The sequence below is a fragment of the Streptomyces sp. NPDC055962 genome (genome assembly GCF_042270185.1).
Classification (GTDB): domain Bacteria; phylum Actinomycetota; class Actinomycetes; order Streptomycetales; family Streptomycetaceae; genus Streptomyces.
Genome location: NZ_JBHJYN010000002.1, coordinates 283,609 through 309,225, shown reverse-complemented (window position 1 = coordinate 309,225; position 25,617 = coordinate 283,609). Strand labels below are relative to the sequence as shown.

Below are 25,617 nucleotides of genomic sequence, written 5' to 3'. Positions count from 1 at the left end.
CCTGTGACGGTTCCCCCCGGGGACGAGAAGCGCAATTTTGTTAGGTTAGGCTTGCCTAAGTTAACGGTCGCGCCCTCGTCCCCCCTTTTCTGCCCGGAGGGTCGCGATGACGTCCCCACCCGGGAGGCCCCCCACATGCGTTCCCACCTGCTCAACCGCACGACGGCGGAGGACTACCGTCACTCCGTCACCGCGGGAGTCGAACAGGTAGCAGCCACACTCGCCTCCACCGAGCAGCCGTTCAGCGGAATCGGCGTCGACACCCTCACCCCCGTCGTCGACGCCGTCGACCTCGACCGGCCCCTCGGCGACACGGCTGCCGCCCTGGACGAGCTCGCCGAGGTCTACCTCCGCGACGCCGTGTACTTCCACCACCCCCGCTACCTCGCCCACCTCAACTGCCCCGTGGTCATCCCCGCACTGGTCGGCGAGGCCGTGCTCTCGGCCGTCAACTCCTCGCTGGACACATGGGACCAGAGCGCGGGCGGCACGCTGATCGAGCGCCGGCTGATCGACTGGACCGCAGGCCGCATCGGTCTCGGCCCGGCCGCGGACGGCGTCTTCACCAGCGGAGGCACCCAGTCCAACCTCCAGGCGCTGCTCCTGGCGCGCGAAGAGGCCAAGCTCCGCCCGGAGGAGTTCACCCGGCTGCGGATCCTCACCTCCGAGTGCAGCCACTTCAGCGTCCAGAAGTCGGCGAAACTCCTGGGACTGGGCCCCGACTCCGTCGTGTCGGTCCCCGTCGACCGCGAGAAGCGGATGCAGACCGTCGCCCTGGCCGCCGCACTCGAACGCTGCCTGGCCGAGGGCGGCGTGCCGATGGCCGTCGTCGCCACCGCGGGCACCACGGACTTCGGCTCCATCGATCCGCTGCCCGAGATCGCCGCGCTCTGCGAGCGGTACGCCACCTGGATGCACGTGGACGCCGCCTACGGCTGCGGACTGCTCGCCTCGCCCACCCGGCGCGGGCTCCTGGAGGGCATCGAGCGCGCGGACTCGGTGACCGTCGACTACCACAAGTCCTTCTTCCAGCCGGTGAGTTCGTCCGCCGTGCTGGTCCGCGACCGGGCCACCCTGCGCCACGCCACGTATCACGCGGAGTACCTCAACCCGGAGCGCACGGTCGAGGAGCGCATCCCCAACCAGGTGGACAAGTCCCTCCAGACGACCCGCAGGTTCGACGCGCTCAAGCTGTGGATGACGCTGCGCACCATGGGCGCGGACGGCATCGGGCAGCTGTTCGACGAGGTCTGCGAGCTCGCCGTGGAGGGCTGGCGGCTGCTGGCGGCCGACCCGCGCTACGACGTCGTCGTGGAGCCGCGGCTCTCCACTCTGGTGTTCCGCTACGTCCCGGCGCGCGTCACCGCGCCCGCCGACATCGACCGCGCCAACCTGCACGCCCGCAAGGCGCTCTTCGCCTCGGGCGAGGCCGTGGTCGCGGGCACGAAGGTCGGCAGCCGCCAGTACCTCAAATTCACCCTGCTCAACCCCGGGACGACCGCGGCCGACATCGCCGCCGTCCTCGATCTGATCGCCGGCCATGCCGAGCAGTACCTGGGAGAGTCCCTTGACCGCGCTTCCTGAGCCCCGCACCGCTCCGTACGACTTCGTCGGGATCGGGCTCGGCCCGTTCAACCTCGGACTCGCCTGTCTGACCGAGCCGGTCGAGGAGCTGAACGGGGTCTTCCTGGAGTCCAAGCCGGACTTCGAGTGGCATTCGGGGATGTTCCTCGAAGGGGCCCATCTCCAGACGCCGTTCATGTCGGACCTGGTGACCATGGCCGACCCGACCTCCCCGTACTCCTTCCTGAACTACCTGAAGGAGCGGGGCAGGCTCTACTCGTTCTACATACGGGAGAACTTCTACCCGCTGCGGACGGAGTACAACGACTACTGCCGGTGGGCTGCGGCCAAATTGAGCAGTATCCGATTCAACCAAACCGTACAGTCGGTTACCTACGACGAGGGCGACGGCCTGTACACCGTCCGCACCGCCGGCAGCGCCTACCGCGCCCGCCACCTCGTCCTGGGCACCGGCACCCCGCCCCACATCCCGGAGGCATGCCAGGGCCTGGGCGGCGACTTCCTGCACAACTCCCGCTACCTCCAGGAGAAGGAGGCGCTGCAGGCCAAGAAGTCCATCACCCTGGTGGGCAGCGGGCAGAGCGCGGCGGAGATCTACCACGACCTGCTCTCCGAGATCGATGTGCACGGCTACCGGCTGAACTGGGTGACCCGCTCGCCCCGCTTCTTCCCGCTGGAGTACACCAAGCTCACGCTCGAGATGACCTCGCCCGACTACGTGGACTACTTCCACGCCCTGCCCGAGGACACCCGCTACGGGCTGGAGTCCGGCCAGAAGGGGCTCTTCAAGGGGATCGACGGCGAGCTGATCGACTCGATCTTCGACCTGCTCTACCAGAAGAACCTGCCGGGCCCCGTCCCCACCCGCCTGCTCACCAACTCCGCTCTGAGAAGCGCGCGTTACGAGGAATCCACGGGCACGTACACACTCGGCCTCCGCCAGGAGGAGCAGGGCAGGGAGTACGAGCTCGACAGCGAGGGCCTGATCCTCGCCACCGGCTACCGCTACACCCCGCCGGCCTTCCTGGAGCCCGTCACCGACCGCATCCGGTACGACGGGCGGGGCCGCTTCGACGTGGCCCGCAACTACAGCATCGACACCACCGGCCGCGGGATCTTCCTGCAGAACGCCGGGGTGCACACCCACTCGATCACCTCGCCCGACCTGGGCATGGGTGCGTACCGCAACGCGTACATCATCGGCGAACTGCTCGGCCGTGAGTACTACCCGGTCGAGAAGTCCGTCGCCTTCCAGGAGTTCGCCGCATGACCAGCAGGACCAGCACGACCAGCACGAAACAGATCGGGACGCTCGCCGTCCGCCCCATGGACCCCTCCCCCGGCACAGCGGGCCGCAGGTCGGACGCCGAAGTGGTCCACGGGTGGGTCACCCACCCGCGGTCGGCCTTCTGGATGATGGGCGACGCCCGGCTGGAGGACGTCGAGCGGGAGTACATGGCGATCGCCGCCCACCCGCACCACGACGCCTTCATCGGCCTGCACGAGGGCGAGCCCGCCTTCCTGATGGAGCGCTACGACCCGACGGAGGTCGAGCTCAAGGGGCTGTACGAGGCGGAGCCGGGCGACGTCGGGATGCACTTCCTGGTCGCCCCGCCCGAGAAGCCGGTGCACGGCTTCACACGCGCCGTGATCACCACCGTCATGGAGACGCTGTTCGCGGACCCCCGGGTGCGCAGGGTCGTCGTCGAGCCGGACGTCACCAACACCGCGGTCCACGCGCTGAACAAGGCCGTCGGCTTCGAGACGGTCCGCGAGATCACCAAGCCGGAGAAGCAGGCCCTGCTCAGCACCTGCACCCGCGAGCAGTTCGAGGCCGCGACCACGGGAGACCACCGATGACCACGCACCCCACCACCGACGCCGTCGGCCACCTGACCCCCGAGCGGTGGGCCGCCGCCGAGCGGCTGCTGATCCGCAAGGCGCTGGCCGAGTTCTCCCACGAGAGGCTGCTGACCCCCGCCGCGCTCGACGACGGCCGCTACCGCGTGCAGAGCGACGACGGGACGGTCGAGTACCGCTTCGCCGCGCGCCGCTTCGCTCTGGACCACTGGCAGGTCGACGCCGCCTCGGTCACGCGGCACCGGCACGGCTCGGAGCTCCCGCTCGACGCCCTGGAGTTCTTCGTCGAGCTGCGCTCCACGCTGGGGCTGTCGGCGGAGATCCTGCCGGTGTACCTGGAGGAGATCTCCTCCACCCTGGCCGGAAGCGCGTACAAGCTGACCAAGGAACCGACCACGTCCGCCCAGCTCGCCGTGGCCGGTTTCCAGGCCGTCGAGACCGGCATGACCGAGGGTCACCCCTGCTTTGTCGCCAACAACGGGCGGCTCGGCTTCGGCGTCGGCGAATACCGCTCCTACGCCCCCGAGGCGGCGACCGGAATCAAGCTGGTCTGGCTGGCGGCCCGGCGCGATCGCGCCACCTTCACGGCGGGTGCCGGACTGGACTACCCCACCCTGGTCGCCGGCGAACTCGGTGAGAAGACCCTGGACAGGTTCGCTGCGCGGATGGCGGACCTCGGGCTCGACCTCGACGACTACCTTCTGATCCCGGTCCACCCCTGGCAGTGGTGGAACAAGCTCGCCGTCACCTTCGCGGGCGAGGTGGCCAGGCAGCACCTGGTGTGCCTGGGCGAGGGCGACGACGCCTATCTGGCCCAGCAGTCGATCCGGACCTTCTTCAACGCCGACCACCCCGGGAAGCACTACGTCAAGACGGCGCTGTCCGTGCTGAACATGGGCTTCATGCGGGGGCTCTCCGCCGCGTACATGGAGGCGACCCCCGCGATCAACGACTGGCTGGCCGGTCTGATCGAGCGGGACGGGCTGCTGAGCGGGATCGGGTTCTCGATCATCCGGGAGCGGGCTGCCATCGGCTACCGCCACCGGACCTACGAGGCGGCGACCGCCAAGGGCTCCCCGTACCTGAAGATGCTCGCCGCCCTGTGGCGGGAGAGCCCGGTCCCCTCCCTGAGCGGGAACGAGCGCCTCGCCACCATGGCCTCCCTGATCCACACCGACGGCGAGGGCCGCTCGGTGGCGGGCGCCCTGATCACCGAGTCGGGACTGGAGCCGGCCGACTGGCTGCGCCGCTACCTGGACGCGTACCTGGTGCCGGTACTGCACAGCTTCTACGCCTACGACCTGGTCTTCATGCCCCACGGCGAGAACGTGATCCTGGTCGTCGAGGACGGCGTCGTGCGCCGGACGATCTTCAAGGACATCGCCGAGGAGATCGCGGTCATGGACCCGGACGCGGTGCTTCCGCCCCAGGTGGAGCGCATCCGCGCCGACGTCCCCGAGGACATGAAACTGCTCTCGGTCCTCACCGACGTCTTCGACTGCTTCTTCCGCTTCCTGGGGGCCGGCCTGGCCACGGAGGGTGCCCTCGACGAGGAGACCTTCTGGCGGACGGTCGCCGAGTGCGTCCGGGGCTACCAGGAGTCGGTGCCGCACCTCGCGGACAAGTTCGAGCAGTACGACATGTTCACGGAGGACTTCGCGCTCTCCTGCCTGAACCGGCTGCAGCTGCGCAACAACCGGCAGATGGTCGACCTGGAGGACCCGGCGGGCGCGCTCCAGCTGACCGGCCGGCTCCGGAACCCGATCGCGGCGTACTGAGGCGGGGCGTCCGGCCCCGCTCCTCACAGGCGGGGCCGGATGAGAACGTACGGCCCATTTGCGACATAAGGGCACCACTACATGAGATTCCTGCCCGATATCGGGCAGAATTCTTGCACAACGATCCCGATCCACGCACTATCGACGAGTGCTCGAACGCCGCCCCACGCATGACGACCTCATCGACCACCTCGTGCGCTCCACCGCGCTCCAGCGCGGCGAGGCCGCCCGGGTGATCCTCGACGTGCTGGCGTACTTCGACGAGACGACGGAGGACTTCGTCCGGCGCCGCCACCGCGAACTGCAGGCGGGCGGCCTGGTCAACACGGAGATCTTCGAGCGGATCGCGGCCGAGCTGCCGCACCGCGCGGTGGCACCGCAGGAGCTGTCGCTCCGCCAGCTGCGCCGCATCGTCTACGGCTGAGCCCGGAGGGGCGGGACGGGCACCGGACTTTTGTACGTCGATGGAGGGGCAGAGACTCTATGTGCGGGATCGTCGGTTACATCGGGAAGCGTGACGTGGCTCCGCTGCTGCTGGAAGGGCTGCAGCGGCTGGAGTACCGGGGTTACGACTCCGCGGGCATCGTCATCACGGGCAAGGCCCCCGCGGGCAAACCCGGCACGCTGAAGATGGTCAAGGCCAAGGGCCGGGTGCGTGAGCTGGAGGCCCGCGTACCCAAGCGCTTCGCGGGCACCACCGGCATCGCGCACACCCGCTGGGCCACCCACGGCGCCCCGAGCGACGAGAACGCCCACCCGCACCTGGACGCCGAGGGCAAGGTCGCCGTCGTCCACAACGGGATCATCGACAACGCCTCCGAGCTCCGCGCGAAGCTCGTCGCCGACGGCGTCGAGTTCCTGTCGGAGACCGACACCGAGGTGCTCGTCCACCTGGTCGCCCGCTCCGGGGCGCTCACGCTGGAGGAGAAGGTCCGCGAGGCCCTGAAGCTGGTCGAGGGCACGTACGGCGTCGCCGTCCTGCACGCCGACTTCAACGACCGCATCGTCGTCGCCCGCAACGGCTCGCCCGTGGTGCTCGGCATCGGCGAGAAGGAGATGTTCGTCGCCTCCGACGTGGCCGCCCTGGTCGCGCACACCCGCCAGATCGTCACCCTGGACGACGGCGAGATGGCCACCCTCAAGGCCGACGACTTCCGTACGTACACCACGGAGGGCTCGACCACGACGGCCACGCCGACCACCGTGGAGTGGGAGGCCGAGTCGTACGACATGGGCGGCCACGACACGTACATGCACAAGGAGATCTCCGAGCAGGCCGACGCCGTGGACCGCGTGCTGCGCGGCCGCATCGACGACCGCTTCTCCACCGTGCACCTGGGCGGCCTGAACCTGGACGCACGCGAGGCACGCGGAGTCCGCCGGATCAAGATCCTGGGCTGCGGCACCTCGTACCACGCGGGCATGATCGGCGCCGGCCTCATCGAGGAGCTGGCCCGCATCCCCGCGGACGCCGAGCCCGCGTCCGAGTTCCGCTACCGCAACCCGGTCGTGGACCCCGACACCCTGTACGTGGCCGTCTCGCAGTCCGGCGAGACCTACGACGTGCTGGCCGCCGTGCAGGAGCTCAAGCGCAAGGGCGCCCGCGTCCTGGGCGTCGTGAACGTCGTCGGCTCGGCGATCGCCCGTGAGGCGGACGGCGGCATGTACGTCCACGCGGGCCCCGAGGTCTGCGTCGTCTCCACCAAGTGCTTCACCAACACCGTGGTGGCCTTCGCACTGCTCGCCCTGCACCTGGGCCGCATCCGAGACCTGTCGGTGTCCGACGGCAAGCGGATCATCGAGGGCCTGCGCAAGCTGCCCGAGCAGATCGGCGAGATCCTCGCGGCCGAGGACGAGATCAAGAAGCTGGCCGAGGAGTACGCGGGCGCGCAGTCGATGATGTTCATCGGCCGCGTCCGGGGCTATCCCGTCGCACTGGAGGCCTCCCTGAAGCTCAAGGAGATCTCCTACATCCACGCCGAGGCCTACCCCGCCTCGGAGCTCAAGCACGGACCCCTCGCCCTCATCGAGCCGGCGCTCCCCACGGTCGCGATCGTCCCGGACGACGACCTGCTGGAGAAGAACCGCGCCGCGCTGGAGGAGATCAAGGCCCGCAGCGGACGCATCCTCGCCGTCGCCCACCGCGAGCAGGAGAAGGCCGACCACACGATCGTCGTCCCGAAGAACGAGAACGAGCTGGACCCGATCCTCATGGGCATCCCGCTGCAGCTGCTCGCCTACCACACGGCGCTGGCCATGGGCCGGGACATCGACAAGCCCCGCAACCTGGCGAAGTCGGTCACGGTCGAGTAGACAGGCCCCGCCCTCACCCCAGGGCAGCACGAAGGCCCCTGACGGCGCGTCAGGGGCCTTTCGGCGTCCTCAGGGGATGACGATGACCGGGCGCTGCGCCCGGCGCGCGAGACGGCCGGCCACGGATCCGAAGATGCGGCCCACGATCCCGTGCGTCGAGCCGACGACGATGGCGTCGGCCGAGTACTCCCGGCCGACCTCCTCCAGCTCGTGGCAGATGTCCCCGCCGCGCTCCACGAGCACCCAGGGGATCTCCGCGAGATAGTCCGCGCAGGCCAGCTCCAGCCCGAGGACCTCGGTGCGGTGGTCGGGGACGTCGACGAAGACGGGCGGCTCGCAGCCGGCCCACACCGTGGTGGGCAGCCGGTTGGCCACATGGACGATGATCAGCCCCGAGCCGTGCCGGTGCGCCATTCCGATGGCGTAGGCGAGGGCTCGTTCGCTGGACATGGAGCCGTCGAATCCGACCACGACGCCGTGCCGGAAGGCCGGATCGCAGGAAGGGCGCGACTCTTCGACCGTCCGCGGCTCCGACCCGGGGTCGGCTACCTGCTTGCGGTCTGCGGGTTCAGGGATTTCGTGACCGGCCATCGGTGTCTCGGCGAAGAGAGTCCTCGTGAGGAGGGAGCGGTTTGGAGGTGTACCTGCGAGCGGTGGAGCTGTGTCCGGGAAACATCTTCCCAACCCCCTACCCCCAAGGGTACGGCGCCACTCCTCCACTGCCCAGCCCTCGCACGGCGCATGCGGCAATGGAGGGAGCATGCCGGAGACGGACCCGGATGGCAATGCCGGTTGCGTCGTACATCCAGCTCGTGGAGGCTCCGGCGGGTTCAGGTCACGCTGTCCGGCCGGCCGCCGTCGCGATCCGCGCAAGGCGGCCGAATGCGCCACCAGGATCCCCTGCGGGAGTCGTCACACCCCGCCATGGGGTCATCGCGCACCGTCGATCACCGGAGTCCGGACGCCCTTCAGTGGCGTCTGAGGCGCATGGGGGCTTCCGGGGACAGAGGGCGTGCGCCGGTCGCATGACTGGAATGCGCGCACGCGACCATCGGTTTTCAGCCAACTTCACCTGCACCCCCTGTTCCTGGCGTCAGGGCTGCCCAACCCGCATGCCACCAGGCAGGAATAGACCGCGCGGTACGCTTTGACCCTACGGGGACGGGCCATGATCGCGATGCGCACTTCCCTGTGGCGCTCACGAGTGGAACCCTTCGTGATCGAACGCTTCGGGCCACGTTGCCTTGTCGACATAGTGCCGCTGGGGGAACGTGTCACGTCGGGACCACGGGACGCAGTAGATTCGATCTTGAGTGTCGAGGACTGGGACGCGTGCGAGACCGAGGGGAAACGTGCAGGAGCGACAGGCCCGTAGGGACCAGGAAGACGCGAACACCGAGGGGGGCTTAGCGTCATGAGCCAGGACTCCGCCACCGCAACGGAGGCCGCACGGAAACTGACCGGGCGGCGACGCCGGGAAGTCGTAGCCGTACTGCTGTTCAGTGGCGGCCCTATCTTCGAGAGCTCCATTCCGCTCTCAGTTTTCGGAATCGACCGGCAGGACGCGGGAGTTCCGCGCTACCGCCTGCTGGTGTGCGGGGGCGAGGAAGGACCGCTGCGCACCACCGGCGGACTCGAACTCAGCGCGCCGTACGGCCTGGAGGCGATCAGCAGGGCCGGCACCGTCGTGGTGCCTGCCTGGCGGTCCATCACCTCGCCGCCGCCCGCAGAGGCACTGGACGCGCTCCGCCGCGCCCACGAGGAGGGTGCCCGCATCGTCGGACTCTGCACGGGGGCCTTCGTCCTCGCGGCGGCCGGCCTGCTCGACGGGCGCCCGGCCACCACGCACTGGATGTACGCGCCGACGCTGGCCAAGCGCTATCCGTCGGTGCACGTCGATCCGCGTGAGCTGTTCGTCGACGACGGCGACGTGCTCACCTCGGCCGGGACCGCGGCCGGGATCGACCTGTGCCTCCACATAGTCCGCACCGACCACGGCACCGAGGCGGCCGGGGCGCTGGCGCGCCGGCTCGTCGTACCGCCGCGGCGCAGTGGCGGTCAGGAGCGCTACCTCGACAGGTCTTTACCTGAAGAGATCGGTTCCGACCCGCTCGCCGAGGTCGTGGCCTGGGCGCTGGAGCACCTCCACGAGCAGTTCGACGTGGAGACCCTGGCCGCGCGCGCCTACATGAGCCGGCGGACCTTCGACCGCAGGTTCCGTTCGCTCACGGGCAGCGCACCGCTCCAGTGGCTCATCACCCAGCGCGTGCTGCAGGCGCAGCGGCTGCTCGAGACCTCCGACTACTCGGTCGACGAGGTGGCGGGCCGCTGCGGCTTCCGCTCACCCGTCGCGCTGCGCGGGCACTTCCGCCGTCAGCTGGGGTCCTCCCCCGCCGCGTACCGGGCCGCCTACCGGGCCCGCCGTCCGCAAGGGGGTCCGCTGGAGAGCGTCACGGCGGTGCTGGAGACGTCCGTCCCCATCCAGGGGACGGCGTCGAGCCGCCGCGCCGCCGCGGCGTCCGCGTCCGGGCTGTCCCCGGTCACCGCCACGACCGCCTCCGGCGGCCCCGTGGAGCGTCTCGGAGCGGGTCCTGAGGCGTATGTTCCGGGCCGCCCGGCCCTGCCGGGGCAGCGCAGCGCCCCGTAGGGTGGGGCGCATGAACGACCGCATGGTGTGGATCGACTGCGAGATGACCGGGCTCTCGCTGACGGACGACGCACTCATCGAGGTGGCCGCGCTGGTCACCGACTCGGAACTGAACGTGCTCGGCGAAGGGGTGGACATCGTGATCCGCCCGCCGGACGCGGCCCTGGAGACCATGCCCGAGGTGGTGCGGCAGATGCACACCGCCTCGGGCCTCCTCGACGAGCTGGCCGGGGGCACGACCCTGGCCGACGCCGAGGAGCGTGTCCTGGCCTACATCCGCGAGCACGTGAAGGAGCCGGGCAAGGCTCCCCTGTGCGGGAACTCGGTCGGCACGGACCGTGGCTTCCTCGCGCGGGACATGCCGTCCCTGGAGGGCTACCTCCACTACCGGATCGTCGATGTGTCCTCGGTCAAGGAGCTGGCACGCCGCTGGTATCCGAGGGCGTACTTCAACAGTCCGGACAAGAACGGCAACCACCGGGCCCTGGCCGACATCCGCGACTCCATCACGGAGCTGCGCTACTACCGGGACGCGGTCTTCGTGCCGCAGCCCGGCCCGGACTCGGCCCGCGCCAAGGAGATCGCGGCGCGCCACACGCCGGACACCGGCCAGTAGGCACACGAATCCCGCTGCTCACGGGCCCTCCGGGGCCCGTGAGTCGCTCCTGGGGAACTCGGGCGCGAGCACCCGCCCGGACCCTGTACACTTTTTCTCGGCCGGTCAGGAAAGCGACCGGGCGACATGGTGGGTATAGCTCAGCTGGCAGAGCACCTGGTTGTGGTCCAGGATGTCGCGGGTTCAAGTCCCGTTACTCACCCTGATCGATCAAGGCCCGACCTGTGAGAACAGGTCGGGCCTTCGTCGTGTCCGGATCTTCGGGAACCCGACGGGCACACCGGACCCGGCATGGAACACCGCCGACCGGGCATCCGAGAGAACGGTCCCGCCGCGCTTTCCCCCGACGCGGCGGGGCCGCCCCTCTCAGCGCCTCGCCCCCGCACCCCCTTCGCGCGAGGACCCGGCAGGAGCGTCAGACGCGGGCGCAGCGGCCCCGGAGCCCGGCAATGACCCCTGTCTCGAGCGCGTTGGCGTCCCCGTCGACAGCGGCCACCCTCTCGGCCACCTCGAGGAGGTCGCCCAGGTCCCCGGGCTCGGCGTCCAGGCGTCTCCACACCTCGGCCGGGTCGATGTCGACGAGCCGGGCGAGCTCCTCGTCGACCACCTGATGCTCCTCCCGGACCAGCCTCACCAGGTGCCGCATCAGCAGTGTCTCGTCGTCGGTGATCCTGCCGTCCGCCCTGATGACGAGCCACGCGACCCACAGCATCAGCTGGGGGTGCCGGCTCCGCCTGCTCAGCCCTTCGGCGAGTTCGATCACCCGCGCCTCGTTCCGGAAGACCGCTCGCGCGTGCCGCCCAGCGAGCAGCGTCGTCCAGCGGTTCAGGACCACGGCGAGGGGGACGCCGACCAGGGGGATACCGATCTTGATGACGTTGCGCTGCAGGAGGTACTTCCCGACGACCGGGAACCCCTTCGTGGCGTTCAGCACCCCTCCGGAGTAGAAGCGCTTGATCATCGGCCGCACGAGGGCCGGCACCGCCTTGACCACGCCTTCCCGGGCGGCTTCCCCGCCCTTGATCGTGAAGGCCACCCTGATGAGCTTCCACATGTCGTCGGGGTCGGACAGGTCGAGCGGGACCCGGTAGAGGACCGCGACGTCGTGGGCCAGACGAAGCTGGAGCCGGGTGACGAAGGCGACGTCGACCATCATGGTCGCGACGGCCGCCGGGACCGTCGCCGGCGAGGCTCCGCCGAGACTCCCGAGGGTGGCGGCGACGGTCGCCGTGTAGGCCCCGGCGGAGAGCCCGCCTTCGAGCGCGGCGTACCGGGAGGCCATCTTGATCCGCTGATCGACGACGGCATCCGGGGGTACGCCCTCGTAGCGTTCCTGGAAGTACGCCCAGTCGATCCTGTCGGTGTAGGAGCTGAGTGCCTGAGCGCTGAGCTTGGTGAACCAGCCGCCCGACTTGATGTCGTCCGAGCTCAGCCCCTTGATGAACTCCTTCAGTTCGGCCCTCTCGCGTTCGACGGCATCCCGGTCGGCCTTCTCGGTGTCTCCGGCCTCCTCGGCGTGGCCGGCGTCCGCAGGGCCCTCGGACAGCGCGACGCCCTCCGGACCGTCCGGCGCGGAGCCGGCACTCCCCGCTGCCGCCTCCTGGCTCCGCACCTCCGCGGCCTCCGCAGCGGCCTCCGCCGCCCGGGGCGGGGGCACGGGAGCCGCGGGCGACGCTCCCCGCGGGGCGGGGCCCTCGCCCGGGCCGGGGGTCCCGTCGGCCAGGTCGACCCCGAAGTCCGCCGCCAGTCCGGCCCGGCCGGACGCGTACCCCTGGCCCACGGCCCGGAACTTCCACTCCCCGGCCCGCCGGTAGAGCTCCCCGAAGACGAAGGCGCCCACGGCCCCGGCGTCCTCGACGGCGAAGTGGACCAGGTCCGTGCCGGAGCCGTCGGCGACGGTCAGGAGCAGGTCGTCGAAGTCCCCGAACAGGGACCCGTCGGATCGGCTCGCCGCCACCACGATCCGCTCGACCTCCGGCGGTACGGCGGCCAGATCGACACCGATCCGGTTCTCGTCGCCGTCGGCCGTGGGGATCTTCCCGAGCAGCCGCACACTGCCGTCACCGGCCGTCGGGTTGCCGTGGAAGCAGAGGTCGGCGGCGCCGCGCACCTTGTCGTCGCCGTCGAGCAGGAGCACGGAGACATCGGCGCTCCCCTCGTCGGTCACGCTGCTCCAGCGGAGGCTCATCACGACGGACCCGATGTCCTCGCCCAGCGTGGACAGAGCGACGTTGGCGCCCTTGATCATCTTCTGCACGCGTCCCCCCGCGCGCTGCCGGACCGGAGCGCACGCACGGCAGCGGTATGTGACGGTGTGTGGTGCGTCACACGTTCGTCGTACGCGCGGAATCCTATCGGCCGGGCGGGCGACTTATGGAGGAGTTGTGAAAGAGAGGCGTCCGCACGAGCGCTCCGCCCCCGTCGCGCAGGTCAGGACGACTCCCGGACCACCAGCTCCGTGGGCAGCACGATCCTCGGGCGTTCCTGGGTGTCGTCCCCCGACGCCCGGTTCGCGATCTCCTGGAGCAGGACGCGGGTCATCGTGCGGCCCATCTCCTCGATCGGCTGGCGCACGCTCGTCAGGGGCGGGTCCATGTGACGGGCGACCGCGGAGTCGTCGAAGCCGATCAGGGCGACGTCGTCGGGGATGCGCCGGCCGGACTCGCGCAGGACCTGGCGGGCGCCCGCCGCCATGACGTCGGAGGCGGCGAAGACCGCGTCCACGTCGGGGCGGCGCTCCAGCAGCTCCCGCATCGCGCGGGCGCCGCCCTCCTCGCTGAAGTCGGCGGGCGCGATGAGCCGCTCGTCGGGGTCGAGGCCCGCCCCGGCGACAGCCTTGCGGTAGCCGTCGAGGCGGCGCTGGGCGCCGTAGACGTCGAGGCGGCCGGTGATCGTGGCGATGGAGCGGCGGCCTCGCGATATGAAGTGGTCGACGGCCGCGCGGGCGCCCTCGAAGTTGTCGGAGTCGACGGAGGGCAGCGTCTCCGCCGCATGCCTGCGGCCGCTGATGACGGAGGGCATGCCGAGCTGTTCGAGGAGGTCCGGCAGCGGGTCGTCCGCGTGGACGGAGACCAGGAGCACCCCGTCCACCCGGTGCGCGGTCAGGTACTGGGCGAGCCGGCGGCGCTCGCGGTCGTTGCCCGCGAGGGTCAGCAGCAGCTGCATCTCGGTGTCGGCGAGAGCGGCCCCGACACCGCGCACGATGTCGGAGAAGTAGGGCTCGGCGAAGAACCGGGTCTCGGACTCGGGCACGACGAGCGCGATGGCGTCCGTGCGGTTCCCCGCGAGCGCCCTGGCCGCACGGTTGGGCACGTAGCCCAGCTCGGCGACGGCCGCCTCGACAGCTTCCCGGGTCTGGGCACTGACCCTCGGTGAGCCGTTGATGACGCGCGAGGCAGTGCCGCGCCCCACTCCGGCCCGGGCCGCTACTTCTTCGAGCGTGGGCCGCCCGCCACTCCGTACTCGCGCTGCCGCCATGGCTGCCTCCCGTTCGCGGTCAATTTCTCACAGCGGGTTGGCCAAACCAAGTCCCGCCGTACGATCCCCCGACACTCGTGCGGAACCAGCGGTCCCCGGAAGCGCCACAACTCTTGGGAGCGCTCCCAAGCCTACGGGGTCCGGATGCCGAACACGCAGGGCGGGCACAGAAAAGCGGGACCCGGCGCCGTGCCGGGTCCCGCTGTTCGTCCTGGTCGGGGTCAGACGGTGCCGACCGGGGGCAGTGCGTGGCGGCGGATCACGTCGGAGTACCAGTGGGCGCTCGCCTTGGGGATGCGGCGCTGGGAGGCGTAGTCGACGTACACGGCGCCGAAGCGCTTCGAATAGCCGTAGGCCCACTCGAAGTTGTCCATCAGCGACCAGAGGAAGTAGCCACGGACGTCCGCACCGTCGGCGACGGCCCGCTGCACGGCGTCGAGGTGGCCGTGGAGGTAGGCGACCCGCTCGGGGTCCTCGACCTTGCCCTCGGGCGAGACGTAGTCGTCGAAGGCGGCGCCGTTCTCGGTGACCATCAGCGGCAGGCCGGGGTGGTCACGGCTGACGTCCATGAGCAGGTTGTACAGCCCGTTCGGGTCGATCGACCAGTCCATGGCGGTGCGCTCCTTCCCCTCGGCGAGGTGGAAGGCGACGTGCTCGGAGCCCGGCCACGGGGAGTGCGCGCTGGTGCCGTGCGCGTCGCTGCGGGCGTAACTGGCCCCCTCCACCGGGGTGGAGACCAGGGTCGGCGTGTAGTAGTTGATGCCGAGGGCGTCGACCGGGCGGGAGATGGTGGCGAGGTCGCCGTCCTTGACCAGCTTCGACCAGTCCACCAGGTGCGAGGTGTCGGTGATCAGGTCCTCGGGGTACTCCCCGCGCAGCATCGGGCCGGTGAAGACGCGGTTGCCGACGGCGTCGATGCGGCGCGCGGCGTCCGCGTCCGCCTCGCTGTCGGTCAGCGGGCGGACCTGGTGGAGGTTGAGGGTGACCGAGGTCTGCGCAGCAGCGGGGAGTTGGGCGCGCAGAACCTCGATCGCCCGGCCATGGGCGAGGTTGAGGTGATGGGCCGCCTGCAGCGCCGCTGCGGGCTCGGTGCGGCCGGGGGCGTGCACTCCCGATCCGTAGCCGAGGTAGGCCGAGCACCACGGCTCGTTGAGGGTGGTCCACATGCCTACGCGGTCGCCGAGGGCGCCGGAGACGATCGCGGCGTAGTCGGCGAACCGGTCGGCGGTCACGCGCTCGGGCCAGCCGCCGGCGTCCTCCAGCTCCTGGGGCAGGTCCCAGTGGTAGAGGGTGGCGACGGGCATGATGCCGGCGTCCAGGAGCTCGTCGACGAGCTTGCGGTAGAAGTCCAGCCCGCGCTCGACGGCGGGGCCGCGGCCGGTGGGCTGGACCCGGGACCAGGAGACGGAGAAGCGGTACGCCTTCAGCCCGAGCTGCTTCATGAGCGCGACGTCGTCGCGGTAGCGGTGGTAGTGGTCGGCGGCGATGTCGCCGGTGTCGCCGTTGCGGACCTTGCCCGGCGTACGGCTGAAGGTGTCCCAGATCGACGGCGTGCGGCCGTCCTCGGCGGCGGCGCCCTCGACCTGGTAGGAGGCGGTCGCCGCGCCCCAGATGAAGCCCGTGGGGAACTGTGTCCCGGGCGCCTGCTTCGGGGTGGTGTCGGGTCGTACGGCAGTCATGCGGGAGCGCTCCCATGGGTGGAGGGACAGGGACGGGAAGTGCGGGGGCCCCGGCCCCGTACGGCCCGTGGTCAGGTACAGGCCGTACGGGACGGCCGGAGGCCGGACCGGGGACGGGACAACGGAACCGGACAGGACCGGGTGGGGTCCGCGGGCCCGGGGTCGGACCGGGGTGGTGCGGCGGGCCGGGGTCAGCCCTTGACGGCGCCGGACATGATGCCTCCGACGATCTGCTTGCCGAAGATCACGAAGACGACGAGCAGCGGCAGCGTGCTGATCAGGGCGCCCGCCATGACGATGCTCTGGTCGGGCACGTAGGACGCGCTCAGCTGGCCGAGGGCCACCTGGAGCGTGGGGTTCTGCTGGTTCAGCGCGAGGTAGGGCCAGAAGAAGTCGTTCCAGGCCTGGACGAAGGTGAGCATGCCGAGCACCATCATCGCCGGGCGGGCGACCGGCAGCACGATGCTCCACACGATGCGGAGGTTGTTGGCACCGTCCACCCTGCCCGCCTCGATGAGTTCGTACGGCAGCGCCTCCAGGAGGTACTGGCGCATGAAGAACACACCGAACGCGCTGACCAGGGTCGGGAAGATCACCGACTCCAGCTGTCCGCCCCAGCCGATGTCGGACATCATCATGAACAGCGGTACGACGCTGAGCTGCGGGGGGATCGTCAGCGTCGCGATGACCATGGTCATCAGCGCGCCGCGGCCCTTGAACCGCATCTTGGCGAAGGCGTAGCCGGCCAGGGTGCAGAAGAACAGGGTCGCCAGGGTGATGCTGGCCGAGACGATCACCGTGTTGACGATGGCCTTGCCGAGGTTGGCCTGCTCCCAGGCCGCCTGGAGGTTGTTGAACAGGTTGCCGCCCGGGAGGAGCGGCGGCGTGGTGTCCAGCACCTCGTCTTGGGTGCGGGACGCGGCCACGAGCGTCCAGTAGAGCGGGAACAGAGAGCCGAGGCCGACGACGGCGAGGGCGACGTAGGCGAAGGGGCCGGCGTGGTGCTGGCGTCCGGCTCCGGGCTTGAACCGGCGGCGGCGCGGCGGTTCGGGGCGGACGGACGCCTTGGAGACGCGCCGGTGGTCCGGAGCGGTGACGGTGCTGGTGGTGGTCATGGATATCGCTCCCCGTCAGGCCGCGGTCTTGCGCGCGAAGCGCCCGACGAGCCAGTTGATCGCGGCAATGAGCAGCAGCAGGACGAGCATGGCCCAGGCGACCGCGGCGGCCGGACCGAGGTGTCCGAGGTTCCAGCCGTAGTTGTAGAGGTAGATGCTGAGCGTCTCGTACTGGTTCTCGGTGCCGCCCTGCGCTCCGATCTGGCCGCCTTCGAGCAGCAGCGGCTCACCGAACAGCTGCATGGACCCGATGGTCGAGATGACGATCGTGAAGAGGATCGTCGGCCGGAGCGCGGGGATCGTCACATTGCGGAACTGCTGCCAGCGCGAGGCTCCGTCGAGCGACGCCGCCTCGTAGAGGTCGGACGGGACCGCCTGCATCGCGGCCAGGTAGATCAGCGTGTTGTAGCCCGTCCAGCGCCAGATCACGATGACGGCGATGGCGATGTTGGACGTCCAGTGGCCGTTCGCCCAGTTCGTCTCGCCGGCGCCGAAGAAGCCGAGGACCCAGTTCAGCAGGCCGCCGTCGGCCCGGAACACCAGGGCGAAGACCAGGGCCGCCGAGGCCACCGAGGTGGCGTAGGGCGTGAGGATCACGGTGCGCCAGAAGGTGCTGGCCCGCAGCTTGTAGTTGAGCAGGTGGGCCAGGCCGAGCGCCATCATCAGCTGCGGCACGGTCGAGATGACGCCGATGACGAAGGTGTTGGTGACCGCGGTCCAGAACTCGTCGTCCTGGAGGATGGTGCTGAAGTTGTCCCAGCCGACCCATTCCATCTGGTCGAGGCCGGTCATCTCCACCCGGTGGAGGGCGATCCAGCCGGTGTAGATCAGCGGGTAGAGCCCGAAGGCGCCGAAGACCAGGAAGAACGGCGCGATGTAGGCGTAGGGCGATGCCTTGTCGTCGAATCGCCACAGCCGGCTGCGCCAGGCCTGGCGGCCGGGGGTCATGGGCTTCGGAGCCCGGCGGCTGGGCCGGGAGCCGTGTGCGCCCCGGGTGGGGGTGGTGGTTGCCACAGGTGGGAGTCCTTCCCTGGGGTGTGCCGACACCGCAGGGGCAGGCCGGACCTGGTTCAGGCCCGGCGGAGGTGTCGGAGAAGGTGCGCGGTGCCGATGGGGGAACCGGCACCGGTGCGGGCCGGCCGGGACGCGTGGAAGACGTCCCGGCCGCCCGCACCGGCGAGGATCAGCCGATCACCTTGTCGATGGCGTCGGTGGCGTCGCCCCAGGCCTTGTCCGGGTCGGTGCCACGCTGCTCCATGTTGTTGATCTGGGTGGAGATGGTGTCCTTGATGACGCCGTCCTTCGGGCCGAGCACGGCCGCGGGGATGACCTGAGCCTCTTCGGCGTAGATCTCACCGATCGGGGCGTTGTTGAAGTACGGGAGCTTGGCGTTCTTCACGTCGGGGAGGTCGTAGGCGCCCTTGTTCGACGGGAACACACCGACGGCCTTGAAGACCGCGGCCTGCTGCTCGGGGGCGGTCAGCCACTTGACGAGCTCGCCGGCCTCCTTGACGTGCTTGCCCTTGGCGGGCACGGAGAGGAAGGAGCCGCCCCAGTTGGCAGCGGTCTCACCGGGGGTGCGGGCGATGTCCCACTTGCCCTTGAACTCGTCACCGGAGTAGGTGGAGATCTGGGCGGCCATCCACGCGGGGCAGGCCACGGTGGCGATGGTGCCCTTGCGCAGGGCCGCCTGCCACGGCGGGCTGAACTGGGCCAGGCCCTGGGTCAGCTTCTTGTCGACGGCCTCGGTGGCGAGCTTCCAGCCCGCCTTGACGCCGGCGCTCTCCTTGTAGATCGGCTCGCCGTCCTTGGAGTAGTACTGCTCCGAGTCGGAGCTGACCACGCCGTTGTACATGGCGCTGGCGGAGTCCATGAAGAAGGTGCCCTTGGGCGCCTTCGCCTTGTACGCCTCACCGAGCTTGAGGTAGTCCTCCCAGCCGCCGGCGAACTTCGCGGCGACTTCCTCGCGGTCGGCCGGCAGGCCGGCCTGCTCGAACAGGTCACGGCGGTAGCAGATCGACATCGGGCCGATGTCGGTGCCGGCGCCGATGACCTTGCCCTCGTCGGTGCTCGCCTGCAGCGCCTTCCAGTTCACCCACTGGTCGGTGTCGATGACCTTGGCCAGGTCGACGAAGGCGTCCGCCTTGGTGTCGACGAGCTCCTTGGTGCGGCCCACCTCGATGCCCTGGACGTCCGCCAGGCCGCTGCCCGTGTTGAGCTGCTGGAGGAGCTTGGGGTAGTAGACCTTCTCGTCGGCCGTGACGTTTTCCTTGACCGTGATGTTCGGGTGGAGCTCGTGGTACTTCGCGAAGAGCCCCGCCTCCTTGTAGCCGAACTGGCCGAAGTCGGCCACGGTCAGGGTGATGTTGCCGTTCGCGTCGGCCTCGTCCGAGCCCGAGTCCGAGTCGCTGCAGCCGGTCAGCAGCAGGGCGGTGGCGGTGAGGCCCGTGGTGACCATGACGGCGGTTCTGCGGCTTCGACCTGCGACGGTGCGGGTGATGCGCATTCCACTACTCCTTGTTCCAGGGTGGGACTGGCGTTCGATCTGCTCGGCATACGCACTGGTGGGCGCGGGTGCCAGGGGTACGGAGAGGACATGGGCGGTGCCGTCCCCGTACGAGCGAAAAACCTCGTTCGATATGGGAGCGCTCCCATGCGCTGATGCCGGAAGATTGCTGCCTCAAGGGGGTGGGTGTCAAGAGTTGAAGACGCTTCCGTTGCCCGAGTGTGTCCTGCAAGTCACGCGACCGTGTCCGGCGGAGGTCTTGCGTTAACCCGCACGCCCTGCATGCGTCGCCCACGGTCGCTCGAATCACCGCAGGTCAGGGTGTGTTGGGCGGGATCCGGGCCCGTCGGACCGCCTGAAACGCGGCATCCGGCGGGGATTCCCGTGCCGGGTTCGAGACGGTGGAGCGGGCTGGAAGACGCCCGCCGGAAAATGAACGGGGTGAGGCCCCGTGAGGGTGCGGAGGGGGGCCGCACGGCTCTTCCGCGTTCTTTCCCCGAACTCCGCTGCACCGCCCGGCCGTTCCGCTTATGTGGCCAGGACGGCTTCGGGCTGCGCACATGGGGGCGCGCGCCCCGGCCGGATGTGGGGGGTGTGGGGCCGGCCGGGGCGCGCGGGTCGGAGTGACGGTCCGAGGGGGGCAGGGCTACCCGAAGGTGCCGAACGCCTTGGTGAAGGCCAGCGGTTCCTGGAGGATCGAGCTGCAGACGGCGTCCGCGGTCGGCTTCGCGCCGCCCGCGCACTGCACGTCCCGCGTGCCCGACCACATCGCCAGCCGGCCGATGCCCTTCTCCTGGGCGAACTTCACCAGCTGTCCGGCGTCCTCGACGGTGAAGATCTCGGTGGCGACGTCGTTCACGCCGATCATCGGGGTGACCGCGACGGCCTTCCACGCCGCCGCGTCCGAGAGCCCCAGCACGCCCTTGATCTGGGCCTGCGTGGCGGTGGCCGCCTGGGCCGCGTAGTCGCCCATGTCCCCGCTGTACGAGGCGCCGTAGTCCATGGCCATGATGTTGACCGCGTCGACCGTGACGCCGTTCTTCTTCGCGTCCGCGATCAGGTCCACGCCCGGCTGGGTCAGGCCCTCCGGCATCACGGGCAGCGTGAAGGAGACGTCCAGGCCGGGGTGCTCCTTCTGGAGCCGGGCGACGGCCTGCGAGCGGCGGGAGTTCGCGGCGGTGTCGGGCAGCGCCCCGCCCTCGATGTCGAAGTCCACCTTGGTCAGCCCGTACGCGTCGATGACCTTGCCGTACGCCGTGGCGAGCTCGGCCGCCGAGGAGCAGTGCAGCGCCAGTTCCGCCCCGGCCGCTCCGCCGAAGGAGACCCGCACGTCGCCGCCCTCGGCCCGCAGCGCGTCGATCTGGGACGCCACCTTGTCGTCGGCGAGCCCGGTGACGCCGCCCCACAGCGGGGCGCAGCTGCCGCCCGACGTGATGAACGCCAGGTTGAACTCCTTGACGCCCGTCCTGGACGCGGTGTCCAGCAGGTCGTAGGAGGGGTAGAGGGACGTGTCGACGTACGGGGCGAACCCGGCTCCGCCGGCCGTACCGCCGGGGGTCCCGGACGGCTCGGCCGTCGGTGCCGGCTCGGTGGTGGCGCTCCCCGAGGGTGCCGGCGTCGACGTGGGCGCCGAGGTGGGGGCGGACGTGGGCGTGGGGTCACCGGTGGGGCGGCCGCTGGGTTCCGGTGCGGTGCCGCCGTCCGCGGAGCAGGCGGCGTCGTTGATGAGGCAGCCCTCCGGATCGGCGGCCTTCCCGGCGGAGGTGGTGACGAAGCCGACCGTCACGGACGCGCCCGGCGCGATGTCCTTGTTCCAGCTCGCGGGCTTCACGGTGACGTGGTTGCCGCTGACGGTGTGCTCACCGTTCCAGAGCGAGTCGATCCTCGTACCGGCGGGCAGGTCGAATTCGAGCGTCCACCCGGACTGGACGGTCCCGGTCTCGTTCGAGACGACGTACTGCCCGGTGTACCCGCCGTCCCAGCCGCTGGCCCTGGTGTACGTGGCGCCGACGGCGGCGGCCTGCGCCGTGCCCGTGACCAGGAGGACCGTGCCGCCGACGACCGCCGCCGCGACCAGGGCGCCGACCGCCTTCGTGCGGGTGCTCGTCGTACGGCGGTGCGTGCTGGTGCCCATCGCGTTCCTGCCTCTGTCCTGCCGGGGGTGATTGCGTCTGCACGCTAGCCGCCGCGATCCGGACAAAAGGCATTCTTGGGACCTGAGTTGATGTTCTTAGGGTTTGCTTAAGGAGGGCATCGGCGCCGGTTAAAGATTCGGGCCCTTTCCGGCTGCTCCGCGGAATTCCGCGCTCCGGGACCTCTGTCCCCGCGGTCCCCGCCTTCCGTTCCGCCGGCCGACCCGGTGTCCCCGGCGCGCGCGCTCGGCCGGGCCGCCGTCGAGCCCGATCCAGATGCGCACCTCCGTGCCGCCGAGCACCGAACGCCCGATCCGCAGGTCACCGCCGGTGGACTCGGCGACCCTGCGGACGATGTCGAGGCCGAGGCCGGTCGACCCCACCGCGCCCGGTGCGCCCCTGCCTCCGCTGGCGCCCCGGGCCAGGGCGGATTCCGGATCGGGTATCCCGGGTCCGGCGTCCGAGACCAGCACCAGCACCGCGTCACCGCTGTGGTGCACGTCGACGGCGAAGGCCGTGCCCTCCGGGGTGTGCCGGAAGACGTTGCCGAGCAACGCGTCCAGGGCCGCGGCCAGTTCGGGCCGGGCCACCGGGATGCGTACGGTGCGGTCCACCCCGGCCAGGCGCACCGTGCGCCCCTCGTCCTCGGCCAGCGCCGACCAGAACCCCATGCGCTCCCTGACGACCTCGGAGACGTCGCACCCGGCGCCCGCGCCCGGTGGTCCGCCCTGGGTCTGCGGGCGCTGCTCCCGCGCCGTGCGGATGATCGTGTCGACCTCGCGCTCCAGCTGTTCGACGGCGGCCCGGGTCTGTTCGGCGGCGGGGCCCTCCCCCAGGGACGCGGCGTTGAGGCGGAGCACGGTCAGCGGGGTGCGGAGCCGGTGCGAGAGGTCGGCGGCGAGCTCCCGCTCGTTGGCCAGGAGCTGGACCACCTGGTCGGCCATCGAGTTGAACGCGACGGCCGCGGAACGGAGTTCGGTGGGGCCGGCCTCGGGGACCCTGGTCCCCAGCCTGCCCTCCCCGAGGTCCTGGGCGGCGCCCGCGAGCCGCTGGGCCGGCTCCACCATGCGCACCCCGAGCCGGTCGGCCACGGCCACGGAACCGACGATCAGCGCGGCACCGACGCCCGCCAGGACCAGCCAGGCGGTGCCGACCCCGTTGGAGACCTCGCCCTCGGGCACGAACACCTCGACGACGGCGATGCCCCCCGAGCCGAGGGCGGTGGGCTGGAGCAGGGTGGAGCCACCGGGCACCTCGGCGATGGAGGCGCGCCCCGACTTCCGTACCGTCTCGACGTCCTCGCGGGTGGCGCGCCGGGTGCCGATCTCCAGGCGGGAGCCGCCCGGTTCGGTGGCGGGGACGTGCACCGCCAGGCGTCCGCGGCCGCCGGGCTCGGTGGACAGGGCAGCCCGGGTGAGCTCTTCGGGGTCGGTGGTGATGGTGAGCGTGGGGCCGATGGTGGCGGCCTGCCGCTCGGCGTCGGAGAACGCGCGGTCGCGCGCCATCTCCCGGATGACGAGTCCGAGCGGTACGGCGAACGCGATCACGACCATCGCGGTGACGGCCAGGCAGACCTTGACCAGGGCCCATCTCATGCGGGCCGGCCCGGTGCCGCGCCCGGCGGTTCGAGTTTGACGCCGACGCCGCGCAGGGTGTGGAGATAGCGCGGCCGGGCCGCCGTCTCGCCCAGCTTCCTGCGCAGCCAGGAGAGGTGGACGTCGATGGTCTGGTCGTCGCCGTAGGACTGCTGCCAGACCTCGGCCAGCAGCTCACGGCGCGGCACGACGACACCGGGGCGGCCCGCGAGGAAGGCCAGCAGGTCGAATTCGCGGCGGGTCAGGTCCAGGGCCGAGCCGTCCAGTTCCGCCTGGCGTCGCAGCGGGTCGATGGAGAGGCCGCCGACCTGGAGGACGCGCGGGGGCGGCGCCTGGGCGCCGGCTCCGTGGGTGCGCCGCAGGACGGCGGCGATGCGGGCGGAGAGGTGCTCGACCGAGAAGGGCTTGGTCAGGTAGTCGTCGGCCCCGTCGTTGAGCAGCCTGACGATCTCGGCCTCGTCGTCCCGCGCGGTCGCGATGATCACGGGTACGTCGGTGATGGAGCGCAGCATCTTCAGCGCCTCGGCGCCGTCGAGGTCGGGCAGCCCGAGGTCGAGGACGACGACGTCGAAGCGGAAGTGCGCGACCTCGCGGAGCGCTTCGAGGGCGGTGCCGACACTCCGCACGGTGTGCGAGGCCTCGGTCAGGTGCCGGATGAGGGCGGAACGCACGAACTGGTCGTCCTCGACCACGAGCACACTAGGCATGCGCCGCACCGTAACCCATACGGAGGAACGCGGTCCCCTCCAGGACAGCACCGGTGCCGGTGCGGCAGGATGTGCCCGATGCAACGAGGACTCGTACACGCGATCGCGTGGTCGCTCGCCACGGGCGCCGCGGTCACCCTGTCGTGGTGGGGTGTCCACACCGTCATGTCCGGGACGGCGTACGACCCTCCGCGTGCCGTCCCGATCTCGGTGGAGGCACGGGGCGGCCGGTCGACGACCGAGCCGGTGTCGTCCTCGACGCACCGCGCGCTGCCCACGCCGTCACCGAGTGCCACCGCCTCCCGCACCACGCCTCCGCCCTCCCCCCGGCCCTCCCGGACGCCGTCCTCGCGTCCGCCGGCCTCGAGTCCGGCCCCGGCGGAGCCCGAGGCGCCCGCAGGGGACGTGAAGAGCTATCCGACGCGCGGCGGCCGGGTCGTCCTGGAGCTGGCGGACCACTCCGCGAAGCTGGTCTCGGCGACGCCCGAGCCGGGGTGGTCGATGCAGGTGTGGACGGAGCCGGAGTGGATCCGGGTGGACTTCGGCGACGGGTCGGGCGCGACCGTGTCCGTCTTCTGCACCTGGAACGGCCACCCGCCGATCGTGGAGACCGTCGACCAGTGACCGGGCCGGGGGCGGTGCCCTCAGGTGAAGGCGCCGGGCGGCGGGGCCGGGGAGGGGGCGGCGTCCGCGTCGGTGACGACGGCGGCGCCACCGGTGAAGTCGGCGAGCGCCCGGCCGTGTTCGACGCGGCCAGGGTGCGGGTCACTCGCCACCCGACGGGTCAGTTCGGCGACTGCGACGGGCAGGTCGGAGGCGACCAGGATCGCGTTGCCGAAGCGGCGGCCGCGCCAGACGGTCGGATCGGCGGCCAGGGCCAGTTCGGGGAAGAGCGAGGCGGCCGTGGCGATCTGCCCGCGCAGGTGTGTCAGCGGCGGACCGTCGGCGAGGTTGGCGGCGTACTGGCCACCGGGCCTCAGCACCCGGCGCACCTCGGCGAGGAATTCGGCGGAGGTGAGGTGCGCGGGGGTGCGGGCGCCGCTGAAGACGTCGGCGATGACGAGGTCCGCCCAGCCGTCCTGGACCTTGCCGAGTCCGGCGCGGGCGTCCGCCGAGCGGACCCGTATCCGGGCCTGCGGGTCCAGAGGCAGTTCCCTGCGGACGAGTTGGACGAGCGGCGCGTCGATCTCCACCACCTGCTGGGTGGAGCGGGGACGGCCCGCCGCGATGTACCGGGCGAGCGTGAGGGCGCCGCCTCCGAGGTGGACGACCTGGAGGGGGCGGCCGGGAGGAGCCGCGAGATCGATGACGTGGCCGAGCCTGCGCTGGTACTCGAACGAGAGGTACGAGGGGTCGTCGAGGTCCACGTGGGACTGCGGCGCGCCGTCCAGCAGCAGGGTCCAGGCGCGCGGACGTTCACGGTCGGGCACGAGCTCCGCGACCCCGCCGTCGACCGTCGCGGAGACGGGCTCCTGCCGGCGCTCGGACCGCTTCCGGTCGCTCGCGCCCCGGGTCGCTCCTCGACGTGCCACGTGCTGGTCCTCACTCACCGGTTCGCGCCGGCCACCTGCGGGAACCGGCGACGGCGGCAACTTTGCCCACCCGGCC

At 70.8% G+C, this 25,617-nt stretch carries 20 protein-coding genes and 1 tRNA gene; 10 read left to right on the top strand and 11 right to left on the bottom strand.

What is annotated here, in order from left to right; all coding sequences use genetic code 11:
• Positions 1–135 precede the first annotated feature (135 nt).
• The 6 genes from ACFC51_RS06705 to glmS all read left to right on the top strand — a co-directional run bounded on the left by ACFC51_RS06705 (position 136) and on the right by glmS (position 7,535).
• On the top strand, positions 136–1,584 hold the full coding sequence (locus ACFC51_RS06705; protein WP_376367110.1) for a pyridoxal phosphate-dependent decarboxylase family protein: 1,449 nt from the start codon (positions 136–138) through the stop codon (positions 1,582–1,584).
• The gene (locus ACFC51_RS06700) at positions 1,568–2,854 is read left to right on the top strand and encodes a lysine N(6)-hydroxylase/L-ornithine N(5)-oxygenase family protein (RefSeq protein ID WP_376367112.1); all 1,287 of its coding nucleotides are present in this window, start codon (positions 1,568–1,570) and stop codon (positions 2,852–2,854) included. Before ACFC51_RS06705 ends, ACFC51_RS06700 begins: the two co-directional genes overlap by 17 nt.
• On the top strand, positions 2,851–3,444 hold the full coding sequence (locus ACFC51_RS06695; protein WP_376527291.1) for a GNAT family N-acetyltransferase: 594 nt from the start codon (positions 2,851–2,853) through the stop codon (positions 3,442–3,444). Before ACFC51_RS06700 ends, ACFC51_RS06695 begins: the two co-directional genes overlap by 4 nt.
• The gene (locus ACFC51_RS06690) at positions 3,441–5,222 is read left to right on the top strand and encodes an IucA/IucC family protein (RefSeq protein WP_376527288.1); all 1,782 of its coding nucleotides are present in this window, start codon (positions 3,441–3,443) and stop codon (positions 5,220–5,222) included. Before ACFC51_RS06695 ends, ACFC51_RS06690 begins: the two co-directional genes overlap by 4 nt.
• 148 nt (positions 5,223–5,370) lie before the next feature.
• Entirely contained in the window at positions 5,371–5,646 is a 276-nt protein-coding gene (locus ACFC51_RS06685; RefSeq protein WP_329229136.1) for a hypothetical protein, read from the top strand.
• 59 nt (positions 5,647–5,705) lie between these two features.
• A complete protein-coding gene (glmS, locus tag ACFC51_RS06680; RefSeq protein ID WP_376367118.1) occupies positions 5,706–7,535 on the top strand; it encodes a glutamine--fructose-6-phosphate transaminase (isomerizing) in 1,830 nt (609 codons plus the stop codon).
• Between the two features lie 69 nt (positions 7,536–7,604).
• On the opposite strand, the gene ACFC51_RS06675 is transcribed toward glmS, so the two are convergent.
• Complete coding sequence (locus ACFC51_RS06675) at positions 7,605–8,126, bottom strand: universal stress protein (RefSeq protein WP_376367120.1); 522 nt, start codon at positions 8,124–8,126, stop codon at positions 7,605–7,607.
• 823 nt (positions 8,127–8,949) lie between these two features.
• Here ACFC51_RS06675 and ACFC51_RS06670 point away from each other — a divergent pair.
• The 3 genes from ACFC51_RS06670 to ACFC51_RS06660 all read left to right on the top strand — a co-directional run bounded on the left by ACFC51_RS06670 (position 8,950) and on the right by ACFC51_RS06660 (position 11,000).
• Complete coding sequence (locus ACFC51_RS06670) at positions 8,950–10,182, top strand: helix-turn-helix domain-containing protein (protein ID WP_376367122.1); 1,233 nt, start codon at positions 8,950–8,952, stop codon at positions 10,180–10,182.
• A 10-nt stretch (positions 10,183–10,192) separates the two neighbouring features.
• On the top strand, positions 10,193–10,798 hold the full coding sequence (orn, locus tag ACFC51_RS06665; RefSeq protein WP_376527285.1) for an oligoribonuclease: 606 nt from the start codon (positions 10,193–10,195) through the stop codon (positions 10,796–10,798).
• Positions 10,799–10,927: 129 nt separating this feature from the next.
• Positions 10,928–11,000: transfer RNA gene (locus ACFC51_RS06660), tRNA-His, on the top strand.
• A gap of 213 nt (positions 11,001–11,213) precedes the next feature.
• Here ACFC51_RS06660 and ACFC51_RS06655 read toward each other — a convergent pair.
• From ACFC51_RS06655 to ACFC51_RS06615, 9 genes are all read right to left on the bottom strand, one after another.
• Positions 11,214–13,046: a TerD family protein gene (locus ACFC51_RS06655; RefSeq protein ID WP_376528006.1), complete on the bottom strand. Its 1,833-nt coding sequence runs from the start codon at positions 13,044–13,046 to the stop codon at positions 11,214–11,216.
• Between the two features lie 182 nt (positions 13,047–13,228).
• Positions 13,229–14,275, bottom strand: coding sequence for a LacI family DNA-binding transcriptional regulator (locus tag ACFC51_RS06650; RefSeq protein WP_376367127.1), 1,047 nt, complete (start codon positions 14,273–14,275; stop codon positions 13,229–13,231).
• Positions 14,276–14,496: 221 nt separating this feature from the next.
• Positions 14,497–15,954: a GH1 family beta-glucosidase gene (locus ACFC51_RS06645; protein WP_376367129.1), complete on the bottom strand. Its 1,458-nt coding sequence runs from the start codon at positions 15,952–15,954 to the stop codon at positions 14,497–14,499.
• Between the two features lie 191 nt (positions 15,955–16,145).
• The gene (locus ACFC51_RS06640) at positions 16,146–17,069 is read right to left on the bottom strand and encodes a carbohydrate ABC transporter permease (protein WP_376367132.1); all 924 of its coding nucleotides are present in this window, start codon (positions 17,067–17,069) and stop codon (positions 16,146–16,148) included.
• Positions 17,070–17,084: 15 nt separating this feature from the next.
• Complete coding sequence (locus ACFC51_RS06635; RefSeq protein ID WP_376367134.1) at positions 17,085–18,083, bottom strand: carbohydrate ABC transporter permease; 999 nt, start codon at positions 18,081–18,083, stop codon at positions 17,085–17,087.
• A 169-nt stretch (positions 18,084–18,252) separates the two neighbouring features.
• Positions 18,253–19,575, bottom strand: coding sequence for an ABC transporter substrate-binding protein (locus ACFC51_RS06630; protein ID WP_376527282.1), 1,323 nt, complete (start codon positions 19,573–19,575; stop codon positions 18,253–18,255).
• A gap of 646 nt (positions 19,576–20,221) precedes the next feature.
• Positions 20,222–21,709, bottom strand: coding sequence for a cellulose binding domain-containing protein (locus ACFC51_RS06625; protein WP_376527279.1), 1,488 nt, complete (start codon positions 21,707–21,709; stop codon positions 20,222–20,224).
• Positions 21,710–21,838: 129 nt separating this feature from the next.
• On the bottom strand, positions 21,839–23,302 hold the full coding sequence (locus tag ACFC51_RS06620; protein ID WP_376367142.1) for an ATP-binding protein: 1,464 nt from the start codon (positions 23,300–23,302) through the stop codon (positions 21,839–21,841).
• Positions 23,299–24,009 carry a response regulator transcription factor gene (locus ACFC51_RS06615; RefSeq protein WP_376367144.1) on the bottom strand — a complete coding sequence of 237 codons (711 nt, stop codon included), beginning with the start codon at positions 24,007–24,009 and terminating at the stop codon, positions 23,299–23,301. Before ACFC51_RS06615 ends, ACFC51_RS06620 begins: the two co-directional genes overlap by 4 nt.
• Before the next feature lie 78 nt (positions 24,010–24,087).
• On the opposite strand from ACFC51_RS06615, the gene ACFC51_RS06610 reads away from it, so the two are divergent.
• The gene (locus ACFC51_RS06610; RefSeq protein ID WP_376527277.1) at positions 24,088–24,633 is read left to right on the top strand and encodes a hypothetical protein; all 546 of its coding nucleotides are present in this window, start codon (positions 24,088–24,090) and stop codon (positions 24,631–24,633) included.
• 20 nt (positions 24,634–24,653) lie between these two features.
• On the opposite strand, the gene ACFC51_RS06605 is transcribed toward ACFC51_RS06610, so the two are convergent.
• Complete coding sequence (locus ACFC51_RS06605; protein ID WP_376367148.1) at positions 24,654–25,541, bottom strand: spermidine synthase; 888 nt, start codon at positions 25,539–25,541, stop codon at positions 24,654–24,656.
• Positions 25,542–25,617 lie beyond the last annotated feature (76 nt).

Excerpts from the sequence above, each read along its gene's own strand:
- ACFC51_RS06705 (WP_376367110.1), top strand. The coding sequence starts at position 136 with ATGCGTTCCCACCTGCTCAACCGCACGACGGCGGAGGACTACCGTCAC.
- ACFC51_RS06695 (WP_376527291.1), top strand. The coding sequence starts at position 2,851 with ATGACCAGCAGGACCAGCACGACCAGCACGAAACAGATCGGGACGCTC.
- ACFC51_RS06690 (WP_376527288.1), top strand. The coding sequence starts at position 3,441 with ATGACCACGCACCCCACCACCGACGCCGTCGGCCACCTGACCCCCGAG.
- glmS (WP_376367118.1), top strand. The coding sequence starts at position 5,706 with ATGTGCGGGATCGTCGGTTACATCGGGAAGCGTGACGTGGCTCCGCTG.
- ACFC51_RS06675 (WP_376367120.1), bottom strand. The coding sequence starts at position 8,126 with ATGGCCGGTCACGAAATCCCTGAACCCGCAGACCGCAAGCAGGTAGCC.
- ACFC51_RS06670 (WP_376367122.1), top strand. The coding sequence starts at position 8,950 with ATGAGCCAGGACTCCGCCACCGCAACGGAGGCCGCACGGAAACTGACC.
- orn (WP_376527285.1), top strand. The coding sequence starts at position 10,193 with ATGAACGACCGCATGGTGTGGATCGACTGCGAGATGACCGGGCTCTCG.
- ACFC51_RS06655 (WP_376528006.1), bottom strand. The coding sequence starts at position 13,046 with ATGATCAAGGGCGCCAACGTCGCTCTGTCCACGCTGGGCGAGGACATC.
- ACFC51_RS06650 (WP_376367127.1), bottom strand. The coding sequence starts at position 14,275 with ATGGCGGCAGCGCGAGTACGGAGTGGCGGGCGGCCCACGCTCGAAGAA.
- ACFC51_RS06645 (WP_376367129.1), bottom strand. The coding sequence starts at position 15,954 with ATGACTGCCGTACGACCCGACACCACCCCGAAGCAGGCGCCCGGGACA.
- ACFC51_RS06640 (WP_376367132.1), bottom strand. The coding sequence starts at position 17,069 with ATGACCACCACCAGCACCGTCACCGCTCCGGACCACCGGCGCGTCTCC.
- ACFC51_RS06630 (WP_376527282.1), bottom strand. The coding sequence starts at position 19,575 with ATGCGCATCACCCGCACCGTCGCAGGTCGAAGCCGCAGAACCGCCGTC.
- ACFC51_RS06625 (WP_376527279.1), bottom strand. The coding sequence starts at position 21,709 with ATGGGCACCAGCACGCACCGCCGTACGACGAGCACCCGCACGAAGGCG.
- ACFC51_RS06620 (WP_376367142.1), bottom strand. The coding sequence starts at position 23,302 with ATGAGATGGGCCCTGGTCAAGGTCTGCCTGGCCGTCACCGCGATGGTC.
- ACFC51_RS06615 (WP_376367144.1), bottom strand. The coding sequence starts at position 24,009 with ATGCCTAGTGTGCTCGTGGTCGAGGACGACCAGTTCGTGCGTTCCGCC.
- ACFC51_RS06610 (WP_376527277.1), top strand. The coding sequence starts at position 24,088 with ATGCAACGAGGACTCGTACACGCGATCGCGTGGTCGCTCGCCACGGGC.